This is a genomic window from Bradyrhizobium betae, from assembly GCF_008932115.1.
In the GTDB taxonomy this organism is placed as follows: Bacteria; Pseudomonadota; Alphaproteobacteria; order Rhizobiales; family Xanthobacteraceae; genus Bradyrhizobium; species Bradyrhizobium betae.
In genome coordinates this window covers 2,995,398-3,013,405 of record NZ_CP044543.1, presented here as the reverse complement: position 1 = coordinate 3,013,405, position 18,008 = coordinate 2,995,398, and the positions used below count along the sequence as shown (strand labels likewise).

The window sequence follows — 18,008 nt, the reverse complement described above, 5'->3', positions numbered from 1 at the left end:
GTTTCGATCGATTCCAGATTGCATTTGCCTCAACGCCTGAACGCGATCATTCTTGCAATCAAGGCGGGCGCCGGCCCGGTGGGTGTCCGCCAATACAAGTTGCCGCCGTAAGCGGCTTCATGCACCGGCAGGGGAAGACGCCTATGCCAACGCTCACCATCAACGGGCGGAGTCTGTCCGTGGATGCGGCAAACGACACGCCGCTCCTTTGGGCTATCCGCGAACAATTGCAGATGACCGGCACCAAGTTCGGCTGCGGCGCCGGGCTGTGCGGTGCCTGCACCGTGCACGTCAACGGCGAAGCCGTGCGCTCGTGCCAGACCATGGTCGGCGATGTCGCCGGCAAGAAGATCACCACCATCGAAGGCCTCGCCGCCAAGGGCGATCATCCCCTGCAGAAGGCATGGATCGCCGAGCAGGTGCCGCAATGCGGCTACTGCCAGTCCGGGCAGATCATGCAGGCGGCATCGCTGCTCGCCAAGAATCCCAATCCGACCAAGGACGAGGTCGTGGCGCATATGGACGGCAATCTCTGCCGTTGCATGACCTATTCGCGGATCCAGAAGGCAATCATGCGCGCCGCCACCGAGATGCGCACCGCGTCCGCTTCCGGCAACGAGCGGAGGCCCACATGAACAAGCACGTGAAGAACGTCACCCCCGAGGCGACCGACCTCAGCCGTCGCTCCTTCCTGGTCGGCACCGCCGCAACTGGTCTCGTGCTCGGCTATGCCGGCGTGCCCGGCATCGATGCTGCGGCCGCCGCTGCGCCCGCCAATTTCGAGCCGAGCGTCTGGTACGCGATCGCGCCCGATGGCCTCGTCACCGTCACGTGCGGCAAGGCCGACATGGGCCAGCACATCGCCTCCACCATGGCGCAGATCGTCTGCGAGGAGCTGGGCGCGAAGTGGAGCGACATGCGCGTCGCGCTCGCTTCCAACGATCCGAAGTTCAACGACCCCGTGCTGGGCGCGCAGATCACCGGCGGCAGCTGGTCGACCATGATGAATTTCGAGGCGATGAGCCGGGCGGGCGCGGCCGGACGCATTGCGCTGACGGAAGCCGCCGCCGCGGCCATGGGCCTGCCGCCCTATTTCAAGGACCAACTCGTCGTGCGCGACTCCATGGTCTCGCATCCGAAGTCGAAGAAGCAGATGTCGTTCGCCGACATCGTCAAGAGCGGCAAGGCGACGAAGACCTTCACGCCTGACGAGCTCAAGGCGATCAAGTTGAAGACGCCGGACCAATACACCATGATCGGCGTGTCGGTGCCGCAGCTCGACATCCCCTCCAAGACCAACGGCACCGCCAAATACGGCATCGACGTGATGCTGCCGGGCATGGCTTATGGCGCAATCGTCACGCCGCCGGTGCGCTACGGTGCCACGGTCAAATCGGTCGACGACTCGGCGGCGAAGTCCGTGCCGGGCTTCATCAAGGCCGTCATCCTCGACGACAAGACCCAGACGACGTCAGGCTGGGTCGTGGCGGTGGCGAATACCTATGCCAATGCCAAGAAGGCCGCAGCCGCGCTGAAGATTGCCTATGACGGCGGTCCGAATGCGAAGGTATCGAGCCAGTCGCTGCTCGATGAAGCCAAGCGGCTGCAGAAGCTGGAGGATTCCGGCCAGTTCTTCGTCAAGGACGGTGATCCCCAGGCCGCGTTTGGCTCGGCGGCCAAGGTGGTGGAGGCCGAGTACACCACCAGCATCAACATCCACGCGCCGATGGAGCCGATGAACGCCACCGCGGAGTTCAAGGGCGACATCCTGCATATCTATTCCGGCAACCAGTTCGCGACGCGCTCCGGCGCGATCGCAGCCGGTGCCGCCGGGATCGATCCGAAGTTCGTGGTCATGCACCAGCTGTGGCTTGGCGGCGGCTTCGGCCGGCGGCTCGACGCCGACATGATGATCCCCGCCGTGCAGGCGGCGAAGGCGGTCGGCAAGCCGGTGAAGGTGATCTATACGCGCGAGAACGACATGACGATGGATTTCTCGCGTCCGCTCACCTACCAGAAGGTCAAGGCCGGCGTGGATGGCGACGGCAAGCTCGTCGCGCTCAGCCACGACGTCGTGTCGGCCTGGCCCACTGCGCGCTGGGGGATCCCTGATTTCCTCACGCCCTCGGTCGACAAGAAGGGTCCGCTCGATTCCTTCACGGTGAACGGCGCCGACTTCTTCTACACCGTGCCTAACCATTATGTGCGCGCGATCAAGAACGAGCTCGCGCACAACGCCACCCCGTCGGGTCAGCTCCGCTCGGTGGCGCCCGGCTGGACCTTCTGGGCGGTCGAAAGCATGATCGACGAGATCGCGGCTGCGACCGGTAAGGATCCGGCGCAGTTCCGCATCGCGCTGCTCGACGGCAAGGGCAAGAACGACGGCGGCGCGCAGCGGCTGCGCAACACCCTGCTCGCCGCGATGGGGCTGTCCGGCTATGGCACCAGGCAATTGCCGAAAGGCGAGGGCATGGGCGTCGCCTGCGTGTCGTCGCAGGAGCGCGCGACCGCGAGCTGGACGGCGTGCGTCGCCCATGTCGCGGTGGCGCCGTCGGGCGAGGTGACGGTGAAGAAGCTCACGGTCGCAACCGACGTCGGCACCCAGGTGCATCCCGACAACATCCGCGCCCAGGTCGAGGGCGCGGCGCTGTGGGGCCTGTCGCTGGCAATGTACGAGAAGGCGACGCTCAAGGACGGCGGCATCGAACAGGCCAATTTCGACAGCTACACGCCCTTGCGCATGAGCCAGATGCCGGAGGTCGCGGTCGCCGTGATCGCCAACGGCGAAAAGGCCACCGGCGTCGGCGAGCCCGCCGTCACGGTGGTCGCCCCCGCCATCGGCAACGCCATCTTCAACGCCAGCGGCGCCCGCATCCGGGCGCTGCCGATTACGGCCGAAGCCGTAAAGGGTGCGATGAAGGCGTAGGGCTAGCGTGACTGCCGAATAAGACAATCCGCCGGAGGCCAACTCCGGCGGGTTTGTTTTGGGGCGGCTTCCACAATCTCGGTGTCATGCCCCGCGCAGGCGGGGCATCCAGTACGCCGCAGCTTCTCCGTATCCCCCCGCCGTCCCGGAGTACCGGATCGCCCGGTCAAGCCGGGCGACGACAGCGGAGGGCGAGGCAAGGGTGCCGAAAATTCTCCTTTGTCATCAATGGCCGGTCTACTGTGCATGGGGTTGTTTTTGCCGTTCTGACCGAACGCGCGGGCGCTGATCCGTAAAATTGCGACCAGTTCCGCAAGGCTCCCTTGAGCACGCCTCTTAAGGCCCGGAGAACCTGATCAGGCATAGGCTGATCCCAAATACACTCCCGTGCTTTTGGGGAACCCATGAACGCGCCAGCCAAATCCGCCGCCAAACGCCGGCTTCTGCTCGCCTCCGACCGGAGCGATGCGAGCAGCGAGCTCGCCAGCATCCTGAAGGCGGTCGGCGAGGTCTCGACGGTGACCACGCAGCAGATTCCCGAGCAGCCCTCGCGCGATCTGTCCGGCCTCGTCGTCGATATCAATCTGCGCTCGCCCGACAGCGTGCAGCGGGTGCGCAACAAGCTGCGCGGCGATGCCTATCATTCGATGCCGCGGCTGTTCGTGCTTGCCGATGCCCTGCATCACGGCACCATGCAGGCCTGGGCGCTCGGGGCCACCGACACGATCTCGCGGCCGCTGCAGCCCGATGCGATCCTGCAGCGCATTCGCGCCGCGTTCCCCGACACCGCCACCTACGACGCGACCGACCGCGGCAAGACGCTCAACCGCGGCGTCGAGGCGGCGCACGCGGTGCTGGCGAAGATGTTCGAGAAGCTGCCGCTCGGCGTGCCCCTGAGCTTCGACGACGTCATCGCCGCCGAGAGCAAGATCCTGAAGGCGATCAAGCACTCCTCGCTGCGCGAATGGCTCACCACCGTCGGCTGCCATCATGTCGGCAGCTATCGGCATTGCCTGTTCGTCACCGGCTTCGCGGTCGCCTTCGCGCAGCATCTCGGCATGCGCGAGGACGACCAGCGCCGGCTGACCCGCGCCGCCCTGCTGCACGACGTCGGCAAGGCTTTCATTCCCACGGCGCTGCTCGACAAGCCCGGCAAGCTCACCGACGAGGAGATGGACGAGGTGCGCCAGCATCCGCGCCGCGGCTATGACGCGCTCGCCGAGCAAGGCGGCTTCCCGCCGGAGATGCTGGATGTCATCCTGCATCACCACGAATTCCTCGACGGCTCGGGCTATCCGAACAATCTGTCGTCGAACCAGATCAGCGACATCGTGCGGGTGACGACGATCGTCGACATCTACGCCGCTCTGGTGGAGAAGCGCGCCTACCGCATGCCCTTCACCCACTCCCGCGCCTTCACGATGATGGAAGGCATGGGCGGCAAGCTGGACCAGCAGCTGTTGCAGGCATTCAGGCCCGTGGCGCTGGGATCGTTCTGATCACCCCAACATCTTCCTGAGCTCCGCCTTCGCCACCTTCTCCAGCGTCGAACGCGGCATGTCGTCGACGAATCTCACCTCGCGCGGCACCTTGAAGTCGGCGAGGCCCTTGCGGCAGGCGGCCATCACGCTGTCATGAAGACCGGGCGCTGCGCCCGCGACCCCGCCGTGCGGGATGATGAAGACGACCGGCACCTCGTCCAGCATCGGATGCTTCTTCGCCACCACCGCGGCCTCGCGCACGCCGGGCACGACCGCGATCACCTGCTCGATCTCGGAGGCCGCGACGTTCTCGCCGCCGACCTTCAGCATGTCCTTGGCGCGGTCGCCGAACTTGATGAAGCCATTCGTCAGACGCTCGACGCGGTCGCCGGTGAGGAAGAAGCCGTGCGCGTCGAAACTCTCGCGCGTCGCCTTCTCGTTGTGGAGATATTCGGCGAACAGCGACAGGCCGGGGATGCCCTTGATCGCGAGGTTGCCGGTGTCGCCGATCTCGGTGGCCCGTCCATCGTCGTCGGTGATGCGGATTTCGTACTCCGGCGCGGCGCGGCCGATCGACATCGGAATGTTGGGCTGGTCGACCTCGCCGATGATGCCGTGGGTGATGGTCTCGGTCATGCCCCACCAGCCGATCATCTTGACGCCGAACGCGGCGAAGGCCGGCGGCTCGTTGATGGCGGTGCCCCACAGGCGGAATCTGTGATCCCTCGGAATCTCCTGCTCGAGCAGCGCCTTCATGCAGAACGGAATGGTCGACGTCCAGGTCGAGCCGTGCTCGCGCGCGACACCCCAGAACCGGCTCGCGGAGAAGCGCGGCTGGATCACGCAGGTGGCGCCGACCCACAGCGTCGCCAGCATGGAATAGGCCAGCGCATTGGTGTGGAACAGCGGCAGATAGGTCTGGTGCACGTCGCCGGCGTGAAGGTCTTCATGCGCGGCGTTGATCTTGGCGCCCCACAGCGCGTTGGCATGGGTCCAGAGCACCGCCTTCGGGCGCGACGTCGTGCCTGACGTGTACTGCACGCTGCACGGCGCGAGTGGATCGGTCGCCCTCTGCGGCCGGTCGGCGCTGTCGGCGAACAGCGCTTCAAAGCTGTCGCCGCGCGAGGCGGATTGTGCAGGCGCTGAGCCTGTATCATGCGACGTCACCGCCATCCAGCGAATGTTACGGCAGTTCTGCGCGACGATCTCCGCATAGGCCGGCTGCGTGATCGCGGCGACCGCGCCGCAATGATCGGCGAAATATTCGATCTCGGCGGGCGCCGAGCGGGTGTTGGTGGTGACCGCGATCGCGCCCAGCTCGACGCAGGCGAACCAGGCCAGCAGCGCCTCGATGCAATTGTCGAGATGGATCAGCACATACTCGCCGGGCTTGACGCCACGCCTGGCGAGCCCTGCCGCGAGCGCGCCGACCCGCTCGTGAAACTCGCCATAGCTCCAGCGCCGCGCCGGCGCGTCGAACGGCGCCCAGATCAGGAACGGATGTGAGCTGCGCACCTCGGCGCGCAGCTTCAGCAGCCAGGGCACGTCGAGCCCGTCGAACGGACCCACGACTCCGGCTGAGGTCTGATGAAGTGACATGGTTCCTCCCGTGCAGCCTGCATCTTGCTGGCGGCTGCCTTTTGATGATTGCGTCTTCCTGCCACCGGATGACGCGGGGAGCAAATCGGGGGGACGACATGCCGTTTGGTGCGCGCACTCTCTCTCCTCCGTCATGGCCGGGCCTTCGCCTCGCCGAAGCGGCTTCGGCCGCGCAGGCGGGACAAGCCCGGGCATGACGGTTGAATGTGCCGCGCGCGCCTCAATCTCCGTACGATGAAATCTCGATCAAGCTGCCATCCGGATCCCGGCAATAGACCGAGCGCAGCGTGCCGCGGGCGCCCTGCTTGGGAACCGGGCCTTCCTCGATCGCGACGCCATGTGCCCGCAAATGCGCCACCACCTCGTCGGGTGTGGCGGAGGTGAGGAAGCACAGATCCTCGCTGCCGGCGGTCTGGTGATCAGCGGTGAACCACTCCACCTTGTCGGCATCGCGCGGCCGGACGTTGATCTTCTGGTTACCGAATTGGAGAGAAGTCCGCGGCGCTTTGCCGCCGCCGGGGTCGAACACCTTGACTTCCATGCCGAGAATCTCGCGATACCACTCGGCGGTCACCGCGACGTCGGTGACGTTGATCACGAGATGATCGAGGGTTTCGACCTTGACCGGCATGCCTTATCCTTTCGTCGTGATGCGCCCCGCGCACTTTCCGCCTGCGACAAGCTTTGTTACAACCGCGCCGACGACACTTTCAAGTTATCCGGCTTTCAAGAACAACACGTTGGGAGAACCCTCCATATGATCACTCGCCGTTCCGCGCTGGGCCTGCTTGCCGCCACGCCTCTTGCAGCCAGCCCGCTGTCGAAAGCCTTCGCCGCCGACTATCCGTCCCGGCCGGTGAAGTTCGTGGTCGGCTACCCGCCGGGCGGCGCCACCGACATTCTCGCGCGCCTGATCGGCCAGCGGCTGTCGGAGCGACTCGGTCAGCAGTTCATTGTCGAGAACAAGCCGGGCGCCGGCAACAATATCGGCACCGAATCCGTCGTGAACGCCGAGCCTGATGGCTACACCGTCCTGCTGGTCAATCCCGCCAACTACATCAACGCCACGCTCTACGCGAACCTCAAGTTCAACTTCGTCCGCGACATTGCGCCGATCGCCGGCTTCCAGCGCGTGCCGAACGTGATGACCGTCAACAAGGACGTTCCGGCCAAGACCGTCGCCGAGTTCATCGAGTACGTGAAGGCCAATCCGGGCAAGGTGAACATGGCCTCGTCCGGCAACGGCACCTCGGTGCATCTGTCCGGCGAGATGTTCATGGCGATGACGGGCTGCAAGATGCAGCACGTGCCCTATCGTGGTGCCGCGCTCGCCATCACCGACATGCTCGGCGGCCAGGTGCAGGTGATCTTCGACAACATGCCCTCGATCATCCAGCACATCCGCTCCGGCAGCCTGCGCGCGATCGGCGTCACCACGGCACAGCGCTCGCCGCAGCTGCCCGACGTGCCTGCGATCGGAGAGACCGTGAAGGATTACGAGGCGAGCGCGCTGTTCGGTATCGGTGGGCCAAAGAACATGCCCAAGGACATGATCGCCAAGCTCAACAGCGAGATCAACACGCTGATGAAGGAGCCCGACATGGTCAAGCGCCTGGTCGAGCTCGGCGGTGATCCGCTGGTGCTGACGCCGGAGGCGTTCGGCAAGGAGGTCGAGGCCGAGACCGCGAAGTGGAAGAAGGTCGTCGAGTTCGCCGGCCTGAAGGTCGAGTAGCGGTCTTGTGATCGTGAGGAATGGAGCCCTGCCGTCCGGCAGGGCTTTTTTCTTGTGTGGTCGGCGCCGTCGATCCGGAATAAAACGGCGCAGCGAAACCTGATGATGGATGGCGCCATATCTGGCGCCGTGAACAGAGGAGTTGGGATCATGCGCAAGACGCAATTGGCGCTGCTGACGCTTGGCGCGACGGTCCTTGCCGGTTTCGTCACCGCCACGCCCGCCGCGGCGCGCGACTATCCCTGGTGCGCCCAGGGCGGTGAGTATGATTATCCCGGCGAATGCGCCTACAGCACCTACGAGCAATGCCAGGCCAGCGTGTCCGGACGGCTGCTGTTCTGCGGACCCAATCCGCTGGTTGCCTACGGGCAGGCGCCGCAGCGCCAACCGCAGCCGCGTCGCCGCACGAGACCTGTTGGGCCATATTGATGCCGGCATCGCACCGGTCCGGCAGCGAGCCGGCGCGCCAGAACCCCGCCAGTGGCGGGGCTCTGCTTTTTTGATCAGGTTCATTTCGAGGTGACGTCGTCAAACCTGTCCGGCTGCACGATGAAGAACAAGCACGCGACGTCGGATACGCACTTGGTGACGTGGGTCTCCTTGCCGCGTTGGAACCAATAGGAGCCGACCGGCAGTTGGACGTCGTTCCGACCGGTCTGAGCGTTGATCGCTGTTCCCTCGATCACGACCGCATAATAATCGGCCGTATGGGTGTGGAGCGGACTGATGAAATGCGCGGGCATGCGGACAAAGGTGCCGTGCTTGCCAGTCGCCAGATTGCCATAGGCCGGACCTGCTTTGAGTTCGCCCGCGTCTGTTTTCACTCCGGTGGGCACAAAGGTCATCTTGTCAGCGGGAATGCTGATCGAAGCAGTTTCATCCTGTGCGCTTGCCGGAGAGCCGGTCCAGCAACTGATCGCTAGCAGCAACGCTGCCAGTCGGAGCGTGTTCTTCATTGCTGTGATCCTCGTCCGAATGCGGCTCAGGCCGCCGCGCGCACGACTGGGAAGTCGATCTCGGTTTCGGCGACGTTGTTGATGAAATTGGTGAGGACATTGAGCGCGACGTTGGCGACGATCTCGATGACCTCTGCCTCGCTTGCGCCGGCCTTGCGTACGGCGGCCAGATCGGCGTCGCTCACCTTGCCCCTGGCGAGCGCGACCGCGCGGGCAAAGGCCAGAATGGCATCGGTCTGCGTGTCCGTGGCGTGGCCGGTACGGTTCAGAGCGATCTCGGATTCGCTCAGCTTGGCGAAATTGGCGCCGAAATAGCTGTGCGCGGACAGGCAATAGTCGCAGCCGTTCACCTCGGCAACGGCGAGCGCGATCTGTTCGCGCCGTGCCGGCGTCAGGGTCCGGCCAAGCGCCTTCGACAAGGCGAGGTAGCCTTCCAGCGCGGCTGGGCTCTGCGCCGTCACGCGAAACAAATTTGGGATCGATCCGATCTGCGCCTTTACTCCGTCGAGCAAGGCATGGGAGGCGGCCGGTGCGGCGTCGCGTTCGGGAATGGTCAGGCGGGGCATGGAATTCTCCGTTGCTGCAGGTCTGTCTGCGCTCTCGATATGCGCCCTTGTGGCCTCCGCGATAATCAGCAAATATTGCACTTCTTTATCGCTGTTAGCGGGATAATCAGATGGATCAGATGCAGGTGCTGCGCACCTTTGTCGCCGTGGCGGACAAGCGAAGCTTCGTCGAGGCGGCCCGTGCACTTGGAGTTTCGCCGACCGCGGCGAGCCGGGGCATCGCTGGGCTGGAGGAGACGCTCGGGGTCACGCTGCTGCGCCGGACGACACGCTCGGTTGCGCTGACGCCGGAGGGCGAGGCCTATCTCGACCGTTGCCGCCACGCGCTGGAGGAACTGGACGATGCCGCGCGCGCGGTGCGCGGCGACGCGGCCGAGCCGCGCGGCTTGTTGATTGTCACCGCGCCAGTTGTGTTCGGGCGGCTTCATATTCTGCCGATCGTGGAACAACTGCTGCGCGCCCATGCTGGGCTCGACGTCCGGCTCACGCTGACCGATCGCGTGGTCAGGCTGGTCGAGGAGGGTGTCGATGTCGCCGTGCGTATCGCCGAGTTGTCGGATAGCGCGCTTCACGCTGTCCGTATCGCGCAGGTCCGACGCGTGCTTGTCGCCAGCCCGAAATACCTGAAGAGCCGCGGAGTGCCGGCCACTGTCGCCGACCTCGGTGGGCACGACCTGATCGGCTTCGATAATTTCACACGTAACGGCGAATGGCGCTTTGGCGCTTCCGGCGAAGTTGTCGTCAAATGCGAGCCCCGGCTGATGACCAACAGCGTCGACGCCGCGATCGATGCCGCGATCTCCGGTCTCGGGATCTCACGCGTGCTCGACTATCAGGTCGAGCAGCACGTCGCCGATGGCCGCCTGCGCTATTTGCTTGCCAACCAGGATCCGCCGTCGGTCCCGGTCAGTCTCGTCTATCAGGCAAACCGGCTGCGCTCGCCGAATGCGCGGGCGCTGATCGAGGCGGCGCGGCAGCACTTCGCCGCTCGCGCCGCGGCGCACAAGAAGGGCGCGGCGCGCTGATTGCAACGCGCCGGCGCATCGACCTAACGCTTCGCGTCGGCCTGTTCCGTGCCGTTGCACGAGATCAGCATCGTATACGGCCGCGCGTTGCCGGCGATGTCGGTGGTCTTGAGCTCGCCCTTCGGTTCCGCGGTCTGGTAGGGCACCACGGAATTGTCGAGGAAGTCGCGCAGCATGCCGGTCTTGATGGCGAAATTGATGTTCTCCGGAATGGTGCCGGTAGCTACGGCGATGCGCAGTGCGGGGATCTTTGCGGTGACCACGCCCACGATCTGTCCGCTGGTGTCGAACAGCGGGCCGCCGCTATTGCCGGGCTGCACCGGCGCGCTGATTTGCAGGAAACGCGTGTCGTTACGCATGCCGCTGAGCGAGCTCGCGATACCGGTGGTCACGGTGAAGTCAGACGTGAGCCAGCCATGGAAGGGAAAGCCGATCGCGATGACGGAATCGCCGGAGCGGAGCGAGCGGTCGCGAATCCGCGCAAAGTCCTTGAATGTCGCCGTCGATGGCGCCTGCAACAGAGCGAGGTCGTTGTTCGCGTCGCTCGACACGACGCGCAACACCATGGCCGCCTCGCCGGTGAGGTTACCCTTGATGTCGCCGACGCATCCGTCGATCACATGATTGTTGGTGACGATGTGCCCGTTGGCGCTGACCACGAAGCCGGTGCCGGTCCTGGCCCGGGCGGGCTTGCCGGCCGTTGGTGACGGCGGCTTGTCCGGCGTCTCCTGCGGCTTGGCGGCAACCTTTGTGAAATCGCCGGCCTTGTCCAGGCCGTCGGCTTTGACTCTGGTCACACAATTGGTAATCGCGGCTACCAAAGGGGCAGTTGATGTCAGGCTGAATTGAAAGGGCGTGCCTCTCGCCACCGCAACCATCAGGCTCGCCTTCTGGAGTGCGCGAGCGACGTTGGTGGGCAGAACCGCCGAAACCATGACATCGGAAAATGCAGTCGCGAAGAGTCTTACCTCGGCCTGGCCGTCGAAGGTCACGTCGATCGTTAGGTTCTCGCCCTTCTTGAAGCGAAATGCGGGATTTGCAAAGCCGAGCAGCCACGAATTGTTTGCATCCTGGCCAACAAGCAAGGTGACGCCGTTGGCGTAAGGCGTGCTGGCAGCGCAGTGAGAGAATCCGCCGGTCGAATCATTGGAATAGGCGCCGCCGTTCCAGTTGCCGACGCGGATGGTACCGAAAGGCCCCGCCGCATTTGCAAACCCGGCGAGCATCAACTGCAAGACAGACGCAACGACAAAAGATCTAAGCCACATACTTCCCCCGAAACGCTTTTGCGTCCATCTTATCCGCGCGGGGACGGGAGACGCAACCGTCAGTTGTTCATCCGATCGGGGCACCTCGCGGTGACTTTCCGGCTTGCCTTTACTTTGCACTGCTATATACTTTGCAATACAAAGTGACGGGGCCTGGCCCCTAACTTCAAGGGCGGAGCGAGGCTTTGGCGTTGCCGATGCGCGATCTCGACAAGGCACTGGCCGACATCGTGGCGATCCGCAGCCAGATCGCGGCAGGTACGGCGTTCCGCGGCTACGGCCCGGCGACGATGGCTGCGACCGGCGCCGTCGCGCTACTCACCGCGATCCTGCAATTCTGGCTGCTCGGCGATCCCACCGGCGAACCGCTCGGCTTCTTCCTCGGCTGGTTCATGGCCGCCGCGCTGTCCGGCCTGATGATCGGCATCGAGATGCGTGCGCGGTCGCGACGTCATCATTCGGGCCTGGCCGACGCCATGATCCATCAGGCGGTCGAGCAATTCCTTCCCGCAGGCGTCGCCGGCGTGCTGCTCGCGGTGGTGATGTGGAAGTTCGCCAGCGAGACGCTGTGGCTGCTGCCCGGCCTGTGGCAGATCCTGGTGTCGCTCGGCATCTTCGCCTCCGTTCGCTCGCTGCCGCGCAGCGTCGCACTCGCGGGGGCCTGGTATTTCTTGTCCGGCTTCGCTGTCGTCGTGCTTGCGAGCCGGACCCACACTCTCTCGCCCTGGACCATGGGGCTGCCGTTCGTGATCGGGCAGTCGGTGATGGCGGGCATTCTGTATTTCGCATCCGGAGACCATGATGCCGAAGACTGACAGCGCGCCGTTCTCCTATGAAGGGCTCGACCGGGTAATCCACGAGAAGGCGAGGCTCGGGCTTCTGACCTCGCTGATGGCGCATCCCAAGGGGCTGGCGTTCGCCGATCTCAAGCAGCTCTGCGGCCTCACCGACGGCAATCTCAGCCGGCATCTGGCCGTGCTCCAGGAAGCCGGGCTCGTCGAGGTGACCAAGGGCTATGAGGGCAATCGCCCGCACACCACTTGCCGCCTGACCAAGGCCGGCCGCCGCCGCTTCCTCGACTATCTCACCGTGCTCGAGCGCCTGGTGCGCGACGCCGCCAAGGCGGCCGGCCGCGAGGCGCCGCCGCTCGGCCGTCTCGGTATCGTCTCGACCTGATCCTCCCTTTTTTTGACCGGAGACTTTGCAATGCAAAGTGACCTCGTGCCTCGCGACGACAAGCTTCACGTCGGCATCATCATGGACGGCAACGGACGCTGGGCGACGCGGCGCGGCCTGTCGCGCTTGCGCGGCCACGAGGCCGGCGTCGAGGCGATCCGGCGCATCGTCGAGGCCGCGCCTAGGCAGGGCATCGGCACGCTGACGCTTTATGCCTTCTCCACCGACAACTGGCGCCGGCCGAAAGCCGAGGTCGCCGCGCTGATGACGCTGCTGCGCTTCTATCTCGCCAACGAGGTGCAGAGCCTGGTCAAGAACGGCGTGCGCCTCACCGTGATCGGCCGCCGCGACCGCCTGCCCGACGGCATCGCCAATGCGATCGCGCGCGCCGAAGATGCCACAGCCAATGGCAGCACGCTGCATCTGCGCATCGCCGTCGACTATTCCGCGCGCGACGCCATTCTCAACGCCGCGGCCAAGGCGGCGGCGCTGTCGAGTCTCACCCGCGAGGCCTTCTCGCAGCTCGTCACGGGCGAGGCCGGCCTTCGCGACGTCGATCTCATCATCCGCACCTCGGGTGAGAAGCGGCTGTCGGACTTCCTGCTCTGGGAAGGCGCCTATGCCGAGCTGCATTTCACCGAGCGGATGTGGCCCGAATTCGACGCGGCCGATCTTGCCGCGGCCCTGGCCTCCTTCCACGGCCGCGAGCGCCGCTTCGGCGGCCTTCAGGCGATCATGCCGGACGAGGTGCCTTCACTCTCCCGTGTGTGACGCACGGCACGGAGCGATCGGCTGTTCGTTTGCAGCCGCGTGATTGGCGGCAATGTCCAAGCGGCTGCCGCGCGGCCTCGGCTAGGTGTGCGTTCAACGCAACCTGACGAGGGCGTCGCGCATGTCACAGCTGTTTCCGGATGCGGCTATCGAGTCGGACCAGGCGAAGGGCACGATCTGCATCAGGGCCGCCGATGCCTCCGATGTCGAAAGTCTCTCGATTTATTTCACGGGCCTGTCCACGACGACGCGCAACAAGCGCTTCATGGGCGCTCGGGCGGACGTCGCAATTGTCGCGGCCGAATGCGTCGCCAGGGCCAGCCATCCCGATCATTTCACCTTGCTCGCCGAGCTCAGGCAGGAGGGGCAGGGCATGATCATCGGTGAGACGCTCTACGTCTACGACGCGGTCGCACGGCAAGGCGAATTCGCCATCTCCGTCGCCGATGTCTTTCAGCGCAGGGGGCTCGGCCTGCAGATGATGGCGGCGATGGAGATGCGCGCGAGCGGTCTCGGTCACGAGACGATTGCCGCCGAGACGGCCCGCGCCAATGCGGAGATGCGCGGTCTTGCGAAAAAGGCGGGGTTTGCGGATACCGGGCTCGGCGACTGGCAGTCGGTCCATCTCGCAAAGGGTCTGTCGCGTCAGTCATCATCTCGCTGATTTGCCGGGTGGCACGGATCGTGCTCTATCATCTCCCGTCACGGGAGCTTTCGGCGATGCGCGCAGTGTTGAACTATTGCAGCGGCGGGACGGAGCGGCGGGTTACGGCCGGCACGGTCGTCGTCACCGAGGGCAGCACCACCGGTCATCTCTACGTGCTGATGCAGGGCAAGCTCGAAGTGCTCAAGGGCGAGATGATCGTCGCCACCGTCACCGAGCCCGGCGCGGTGCTCGGCGAGATGTCCGTGCTGCTGGGCCAGCCGCACACTGCGACGGTACGGGCCTGTTCGGATGCGGTCGTCTACGAGTTCGAGGACGCCGCCTCGTTCCTCAAGCAGGAGCCGGGGGTGGCGCTGCTGATTGCGCAAATGCTGGCGCAGCGCCTCAACGGCGCCAACACCTATCTTGCCGATCTCAAGCGGCAATATGCCGGCCACGGCACGCACCTCGCCATGGTCGGCGAGGTGCTTCAGAGCATGATCAACCTGCCGCCGCTTGAGGTCTCGCCAGGCTCGGATCGGCAATCCGACCCAAGGATGTGAGCCAGTCCGGCGCCTCCTCGATGTACTTGCCCGGCCGCTTCAGCGGCGCATCGAGGTCGATCCACTGCGCTTCGCCCGCGGCCAGCCAGAACGCCTTGTTCGCATCGAGATCCAGCACGATGTGCGTCGGCGGCCGGCCCGGCTGCAGGCCGGCGTTGAACACCCAGGTCTGCCCCAGCCGGTCGAACCAGGATCCGTCCGCGATGAACGGCGATTGGTGCACATGGCCCGAGATCACCATCGACGGCTGATACTGCATGATCCATTGCACCAGCTCGACATCGCCGAAGAAGCGCTTGCCGCCCCAGCTCGTCGGTGAATCCGCCGGCGACGCATGATGCGCCCAGATCCAGCGCCGCGGCCGATCGACGGCGGCATCGCGGAGCTGATCGACGATGCGCTGTCCAGAAGAAAACTTCACGACGATGCGCCGGTATATCAGGGAAGAGATCGCTGTCCCCTTTGTCGGGTTGGCCGACGATCCAGCCTACGCGCAATGCACTGATTTCCATCTTGGGCGACGGAGCCTTGAAATAAATGAGAAGTATAGGCAGTGGCGCGAGCTTCAACGCTGCATCCAAATCCCAATCTACGCCTCGACGCAAGGACAGTATTGACGCTATGACATGGTCACGGTTGCAGGACCGGCTCAGTCCGCTAAGCTCGTACTTATTTATGCCGTTCAGAGCGACATTGCATGACCTCGTTCAAGACCATTCGCGCCCGCGCCGAGAAACGCAAGGGCGGGCCCAAGGCGCTCGAGAGGCTGATGCCCGAGAAGCCCGACCTCAAGCGTCTGGCCAAGCTCGGCGACGACCGCATCCTCGCCGAGATGACCAGGCGGGTGTTCTCCGCCGGTTTTGCCTGGAGCGTGATCGATTCGAAATGGGACGGTTTTGAAGAGGCTTTCATGCACTTCGAGCCGGCCAAGCTCGGCTTCCAGCCCGACGACTATTGGGAGGGCCTGCTGCGCGATACGCGCATCGTGCGCAACGGCGCCAAGATCATGTCGGTGCGCGGCAACGCCGCCTTCGTGCAGGAAATTGCAAAGGAGCACGGCAGCTTCGGCAAGTTTCTGGCGAAATGGCCGCCGTCCAACGAGATCGGCTTGCTCGACCTCCTCACCAGGCGCGGCAGCCGATTAGGAGGCAACACCGGGCAGATGCTGCTGCGTTTCGTCGGCTGGGACGGCTTTGTCACCTCCAGGGATGTTGTCGCCTGTCTGCGCGAGGCTGGTCTCGACATCGCCGAAGAGGTTAAGTCGAAGGGCGATCTGGCCAAAGTGCAGGCGCAGTTCAACGCCTGGGCCGAGGAGACCGGCTTGCCCTATGCCTATCTGTCACGCATCTGCGCGCTCTCTGTTGGCGAGAACCGCAGCGAGTAGCGGGTCACTGGAAACAAGGAGAAACGAAATGGCAAAGGCCTATTGGGTTGCCACCTACCGCGCGATCAAGAACCCCGATGCCATGGCGGCCTACGCCAAGCTGTCGCGGCCTGCGATCGAGGCCGCCGGCGGCCGCGTGCTCGCACGCGGGATGCCGGCTGCGGCTTTCGAGCACGGTCAGATGGAGCGCGTCGTCCTCATCGAGTTCGACAGCGTCGCGAGCGCCAAGGCGGCGTATGAGAGCCCGGCCTACAAGGCCGCGCATGATGTGCTTGGCGACGGCGCGGACCGCGACATCCGCATCGTCGAAGCCGTCGATTAGCGTCGCCGGCCACGGGATCGTGGACATCGTGGGGCGATGTCTTGCCGCCGGCGCGGCAGATGGACATTGTGATCGGTGGCGGGTTGCAAAAATCCCGCCACTGACGTTTCAGGTCCGGTTCAGATCCCGAACGTCAGCTGCGGCTCCGCATCATCCCCGTCCTGGAGGGAAGACAGCGAGACCCCCAGCAGCCTGACGCGCTTGGGCAGCGGCATCTCGATCTCGAGCAGTCCGCAGGCCAGCCGCTCCAGGTCGTCGCGGCCTGCAACGGGTGCCGGAAGGGATCTGCTGCGCGTGATGATTTCGAAGTCGGCGAACTTGATCTTCAGGGTGACGGTGCGGCCGCGATGGCCGGTGGACTCGCAATGGCGCCAGACCTTGTCGACGAGTGGCCTCAGCTCGGCCGCCAGCGCGTCGAATGCATCGAGGTCGGCCGAAAACGTGGTCTCCGCGCCGATGGACTTGCGGACCCGGTTGGCGCGGACCGGCCGTTCGTCGACGCCGCGCGAGATCCAGTAGTAATAGGCGCCCGACTTGCCGAAATTCGCGTTCATGAATTCCAGCGACTGGTTGCGGATGTCGAGGCCGGTGAACAGGCCGAGCGCGTTCATTTTGGCACTCGTCGCCGGGCCTATCCCATGGAATTTGCCGACGGGCAGGGTCTCGACGAAGGCGGGCCCCATCTCCGGCGAGATCACGAACTGACCGTTCGGCTTGCGATGATCGGAGGCGAGTTTTGCGAGAAACTTGTTGTAGGAGATGCCCGCCGAAGCATTGAGACCCGTCTCGGTTTTGATCTTCTCGCGAATCCGCAGCGCGACGTCGCGCGCCAGCGGGATGCCCTGCAGATTCTCCGTCACGTCGAGATAGGCCTCGTCGAGCGACAACGGCTCGATGAGCGGCGTGTGCTCGGCGAAGATGTCGCGGATCTGCCTGCTGATGGCCTTGTAGACCTCGAAGCGCGGCTTGACGAAAATGAGATCGGGACATTGTCGCTTCGCGGTCACGGATGGCATGGCAGAGCGAACGCCGAACGCGCGGGCCTCGTAGCTGGCGGCCGCAACGACGCCGCGTTCAGCGGAGCCTCCCACCGCGACCGGCTTGCCGCGCAGGTCCGGATTGTCGCGCTGCTCCACGGACGCATAGAAGGCATCCATGTCGATATGGATGATCTTGCGGACGGGCGGAGATTCACCAGTCGCCGTGCCGGATTCGCTCATGGGAAGATGATACAATCGCGCAACGCGAAGCGCGAGGTGATGGATGCTTCAGTTGTGACTTCGCCGTGGCCCGCAATCCCAGGCTTGTGAGTGGCGAGCCTGGGCACGCGTTCCTATATCGGAGCGCGGAGGACAGCCGATGCAATACAGCTCCGAGCTCATTCAGACCATGCGCCAGGCACTCGAGACCGTGATGGCGAGCGTGCCAGCCGATCAATCGGTGTTCGGTCTGAAAGCCGCCGTAGCCGAATGTATCTTGAGGGCTGCCGCACACGGCCAGACATCGTATGACGGACTGGTGACGTCCGCCTCCAGCCAGATCCAGCAGATCATCGCGATGCTGACGTAAGCGCCTTCGCGAAGTCGCGCGACGGGC

General features: G+C 64.7%; 20 protein-coding genes and 1 pseudogene. 14 read left to right on the top strand and 7 right to left on the bottom strand.

Annotated features, from left to right (window positions below; translation table 11 throughout):
* The first annotated feature begins 143 nt into the window (after positions 1–143).
* The 3 genes from F8237_RS14400 to F8237_RS14390 all read left to right on the top strand — a co-directional run bounded on the left by F8237_RS14400 (position 144) and on the right by F8237_RS14390 (position 4,425).
* Entirely contained in the window at positions 144–635 is a 492-nt protein-coding gene (locus F8237_RS14400; RefSeq protein ID WP_151645546.1) for a (2Fe-2S)-binding protein, read from the top strand.
* Entirely contained in the window at positions 632–2,926 is a 2,295-nt protein-coding gene (locus tag F8237_RS14395) for a xanthine dehydrogenase family protein molybdopterin-binding subunit (RefSeq protein ID WP_151645544.1), read from the top strand. The genes F8237_RS14400 and F8237_RS14395 overlap by 4 nt, the downstream gene beginning before the upstream one ends.
* 404 nt (positions 2,927–3,330) lie before the next feature.
* Complete coding sequence (locus F8237_RS14390) at positions 3,331–4,425, top strand: HD-GYP domain-containing protein (protein WP_151645542.1); 1,095 nt, start codon at positions 3,331–3,333, stop codon at positions 4,423–4,425.
* Here F8237_RS14390 and F8237_RS14385 read toward each other — a convergent pair whose 3' ends face one another.
* Both F8237_RS14385 and F8237_RS14380 read right to left on the bottom strand, forming a co-directional pair.
* Positions 4,426–6,006 carry an ATP-dependent acyl-CoA ligase gene (locus tag F8237_RS14385; protein WP_151645540.1) on the bottom strand — a complete coding sequence of 527 codons (1,581 nt, stop codon included), beginning with the start codon at positions 6,004–6,006 and terminating at the stop codon, positions 4,426–4,428.
* A gap of 220 nt (positions 6,007–6,226) precedes the next feature.
* On the bottom strand, positions 6,227–6,637 hold the full coding sequence (locus F8237_RS14380; protein ID WP_151645538.1) for a VOC family protein: 411 nt from the start codon (positions 6,635–6,637) through the stop codon (positions 6,227–6,229).
* Positions 6,638–6,763: 126 nt separating this feature from the next.
* On the opposite strand from F8237_RS14380, the gene F8237_RS14375 reads away from it, so the two are divergent.
* Both F8237_RS14375 and F8237_RS14370 read left to right on the top strand, forming a co-directional pair.
* Positions 6,764–7,738, top strand: coding sequence for a Bug family tripartite tricarboxylate transporter substrate binding protein (locus tag F8237_RS14375; protein WP_151645536.1), 975 nt, complete (start codon positions 6,764–6,766; stop codon positions 7,736–7,738).
* Between the two features lie 150 nt (positions 7,739–7,888).
* Entirely contained in the window at positions 7,889–8,167 is a 279-nt protein-coding gene (locus tag F8237_RS14370) for a DUF3551 domain-containing protein (RefSeq protein ID WP_151645534.1), read from the top strand.
* A gap of 80 nt (positions 8,168–8,247) precedes the next feature.
* Here the strand turns inward: F8237_RS14370 and F8237_RS14365 are convergent, their stop codons facing one another.
* Positions 8,248–8,694 (bottom strand): DUF4437 domain-containing protein, encoded by a 447-nt coding sequence (locus F8237_RS14365; RefSeq protein ID WP_151645532.1) that lies wholly within the window; start codon positions 8,692–8,694, stop codon positions 8,248–8,250.
* 26 nt (positions 8,695–8,720) lie between these two features.
* Positions 8,721–9,260, bottom strand: a complete 540-nt coding sequence (locus F8237_RS14360) for a carboxymuconolactone decarboxylase family protein (RefSeq protein ID WP_151645530.1) — start codon at positions 9,258–9,260, stop codon at positions 8,721–8,723.
* A 119-nt stretch (positions 9,261–9,379) separates the two neighbouring features.
* On the opposite strand from F8237_RS14360, the gene F8237_RS14355 reads away from it, so the two are divergent.
* Positions 9,380–10,285, top strand: a complete 906-nt coding sequence (locus F8237_RS14355) for a LysR family transcriptional regulator (RefSeq protein WP_244626122.1) — start codon at positions 9,380–9,382, stop codon at positions 10,283–10,285.
* Positions 10,286–10,308: 23 nt separating this feature from the next.
* On the opposite strand, the gene F8237_RS14350 is transcribed toward F8237_RS14355, so the two are convergent.
* Positions 10,309–11,511, bottom strand: a complete 1,203-nt coding sequence (locus F8237_RS14350) for a S1C family serine protease (RefSeq protein ID WP_374761620.1) — start codon at positions 11,509–11,511, stop codon at positions 10,309–10,311.
* Positions 11,512–11,750: 239 nt separating this feature from the next.
* Between F8237_RS14350 and F8237_RS14345 the strand changes: the two genes are divergently transcribed.
* The 5 genes from F8237_RS14345 to F8237_RS14325 all read left to right on the top strand — a co-directional run bounded on the left by F8237_RS14345 (position 11,751) and on the right by F8237_RS14325 (position 14,706).
* Positions 11,751–12,368, top strand: a complete 618-nt coding sequence (locus F8237_RS14345) for a hypothetical protein (RefSeq protein ID WP_151645526.1) — start codon at positions 11,751–11,753, stop codon at positions 12,366–12,368.
* Positions 12,355–12,729 (top strand): transcriptional regulator, encoded by a 375-nt coding sequence (locus tag F8237_RS14340; protein WP_162006374.1) that lies wholly within the window; start codon positions 12,355–12,357, stop codon positions 12,727–12,729. The genes F8237_RS14345 and F8237_RS14340 overlap by 14 nt, the downstream gene beginning before the upstream one ends.
* 30 nt (positions 12,730–12,759) lie before the next feature.
* Complete coding sequence (locus F8237_RS14335; protein WP_151645524.1) at positions 12,760–13,500, top strand: di-trans,poly-cis-decaprenylcistransferase; 741 nt, start codon at positions 12,760–12,762, stop codon at positions 13,498–13,500.
* Between the two features lie 121 nt (positions 13,501–13,621).
* Entirely contained in the window at positions 13,622–14,164 is a 543-nt protein-coding gene (locus F8237_RS14330) for a GNAT family N-acetyltransferase (RefSeq protein ID WP_162006051.1), read from the top strand.
* A gap of 56 nt (positions 14,165–14,220) precedes the next feature.
* Positions 14,221–14,706, top strand: a complete 486-nt coding sequence (locus F8237_RS14325) for a Crp/Fnr family transcriptional regulator (protein ID WP_151645520.1) — start codon at positions 14,221–14,223, stop codon at positions 14,704–14,706.
* Here the strand turns inward: F8237_RS14325 and F8237_RS14320 are convergent.
* A pseudogene (locus F8237_RS14320) lies at positions 14,645–15,109 on the bottom strand (metallophosphoesterase family protein); the annotation flags it as partial. The gene F8237_RS14325 and the pseudogene F8237_RS14320 sit on opposite strands and share 62 nt — an antisense overlap.
* A gap of 294 nt (positions 15,110–15,403) precedes the next feature.
* On the opposite strand from F8237_RS14320, the gene F8237_RS14315 reads away from it, so the two are divergent.
* Positions 15,404–16,090, top strand: a complete 687-nt coding sequence (locus F8237_RS14315) for a DNA-3-methyladenine glycosylase I (protein ID WP_151645518.1) — start codon at positions 15,404–15,406, stop codon at positions 16,088–16,090.
* Positions 16,091–16,118: 28 nt separating this feature from the next.
* Complete coding sequence (locus F8237_RS14310) at positions 16,119–16,412, top strand: DUF1330 domain-containing protein (RefSeq protein ID WP_151645516.1); 294 nt, start codon at positions 16,119–16,121, stop codon at positions 16,410–16,412.
* A gap of 119 nt (positions 16,413–16,531) precedes the next feature.
* Here the strand turns inward: F8237_RS14310 and dinB are convergent, their stop codons facing one another.
* Complete coding sequence (gene dinB, locus F8237_RS14305) at positions 16,532–17,632, bottom strand: DNA polymerase IV (protein ID WP_151645514.1); 1,101 nt, start codon at positions 17,630–17,632, stop codon at positions 16,532–16,534.
* Between the two features lie 139 nt (positions 17,633–17,771).
* Between dinB and F8237_RS14300 the strand changes: the two genes are divergently transcribed.
* On the top strand, positions 17,772–17,981 hold the full coding sequence (locus tag F8237_RS14300; protein ID WP_151645512.1) for a hypothetical protein: 210 nt from the start codon (positions 17,772–17,774) through the stop codon (positions 17,979–17,981).
* Positions 17,982–18,008 lie beyond the last annotated feature (27 nt).